At 59.2% G+C, this 1,556-nt stretch carries 5 protein-coding genes; all 5 read right to left on the bottom strand.

The features are described 5' to 3' along the window. The coding region (locus tag EN906_RS33705; RefSeq protein WP_164773473.1) for a hypothetical protein at positions 1-189 on the bottom strand (189 nt) is incomplete at its 3' end. After that, positions 186-389 (bottom strand): hypothetical protein, encoded by a 204-nt coding sequence (locus tag EN906_RS33700; RefSeq protein WP_236383072.1) that lies wholly within the window; start codon positions 387-389, stop codon positions 186-188. The genes EN906_RS33700 and EN906_RS33705, both read right to left, overlap by 4 nt. 156 nt (positions 390-545) lie before the next feature. Beyond that, positions 546-911 (bottom strand): hypothetical protein, encoded by a 366-nt coding sequence (locus EN906_RS33695; RefSeq protein WP_127270717.1) that lies wholly within the window; start codon positions 909-911, stop codon positions 546-548. Positions 912-920: 9 nt separating this feature from the next. Further along, entirely contained in the window at positions 921-1,334 is a 414-nt protein-coding gene (locus tag EN906_RS33690) for a hypothetical protein (RefSeq protein WP_236383071.1), read from the bottom strand. Further along, positions 1,334-1,556: hypothetical protein (locus tag EN906_RS37865; protein WP_206529249.1), on the bottom strand; the 223-nt coding region annotated here is incomplete at its 5' end. The genes EN906_RS37865 and EN906_RS33690, both read right to left, overlap by 1 nt.

Genomic DNA, 1,556 nt, shown 5'->3' with positions numbered 1-1,556 from the left:
CGTATCGGCCGCTTCGGACCGGTCCCCGCTTGCAAACCTGCCGTTCTCACGCTCCGCCCCGTTATCGCGTTCGTTCTTGTTCCAGATGGCTTCCAGAGCCGTATCATCGGCGGCAGCATTGTCGTTGATCGCGCCGGCATCGACGACGACCGGTGCGGCTTCAGCCACGGCAGCAAGTTGAGCGCTCATCGAAATTCCTCTGACACCTGAAGGCCCCGCTTCTGGCAGAAGTCGGGATTGCGAAATTTGCCCTTGGTCGGGGAAAGGCTGGGCTCGTACTCGACGCAATTGTGTTTCTTCAGATCATCGCGCCGCTGAGAGCGTGAGCCGATTACCGCGCCGTTGATCGGCGAGCGGTACTCCGGAATGTCGGAGATGACATTCGGCATGCTGATCTGGCCGGCGAATGGCTTCTCCATGGGAGCGCCCGTTTGCCGGTCAACGAAGATGCCGTTTCGAAACACGTACCGAGCCATTTCAAGTCCCGCTTGGAGGCAGGATGAAGGGTGCGGTCTGTCGGTGCGAAAAGATAAGCCGTTTGGAATTCAGGAGAGAAGCAGGACCATCAGCGTGTCGTCGTCGACCATGGCGTCGAGTTCGCGGGAGATCATCAGTTGGCCCATCTTGGCCATGATAGAGGCCATGGGGTCGGCTTGGGGCAGTTGAGGGACATGCATCTTTGCCATAAGCGCTTCAACCATGGCCGGCGTCAGCTCCGGCAGGATTTCCGATTCAAGGGGTTCAACTTTGCGGGCGTGAATGTCGACGGGCTTGCCGTGCCGGTCCAGATAGATCGTTGGGCGCCGCCTGTAGTGACCGGCGCCAGGTTGGCGAGTGTCAGTTTCAGGGGGCACAATCTGAAACGCATTTGCCTGGAACGCATTCCCCTGGAAGGCTGTGGCGAAGGCCATATCCCGATCCTATAGGCCGGACGCTGCCACAAAAAACGCGTCGATCTGCCCGTCGTCGAAACCGAGCGCGGCGAAGCCGGCCAGCATCATAGGTTCCGTCCGGACGAACGAGCCGCTATTCTCGTATGCGATCTGAACTGCCCTGCTCTGTGCTGAGACGAACGATTCTACCGCATCGAGCAGACCTGATGCCAGAAGCTGTAGTTTGAACTGCCTGGCCGAGACACTGGCAGGGATCTCCGGTTTGCTCACAGTCGGCACATAGGGCGCAACAACCCCAGCGATGGCAACCGCAAAAATTTCTGGCCCATAAACCGTGTCGTCGTCGGGAGAGGCAGAAAACGGGATCCAGCCGAATTGCGGATGGTTGATCTCAACATCGATCGTGCCGGCCGCATTGTATTTCGGGTTGCGGAACTCCATCAGGAAATCCTCATCGCCAAGAACGTTCTGCGTCGGATTGCGCCGCCGCCCGTGGAGACACGACCCATAGCGCGCCAAGTTCCCGACAGAGCCGTGCCGCCTTTGATAAAAGGTGCGCCACCCGAGCCATACGTGGTGTCATCGCCGGGGTCTGTCGTGACGGCTTCTGAGAAACCAGCCGGTTGCAGCGTAGACCCGGCCATCGTTAGACCTTCCGTGATC

The sequence above is a fragment of the Mesorhizobium sp. M7A.F.Ca.CA.004.06.1.1 genome (assembly GCF_003999135.1).
In the GTDB taxonomy this organism is placed as follows: domain Bacteria; phylum Pseudomonadota; class Alphaproteobacteria; order Rhizobiales; family Rhizobiaceae; genus Mesorhizobium.
Note: the sequence above shows the minus strand (reverse complement) of the source record. Positions and strands in the feature narration are given on the sequence as shown.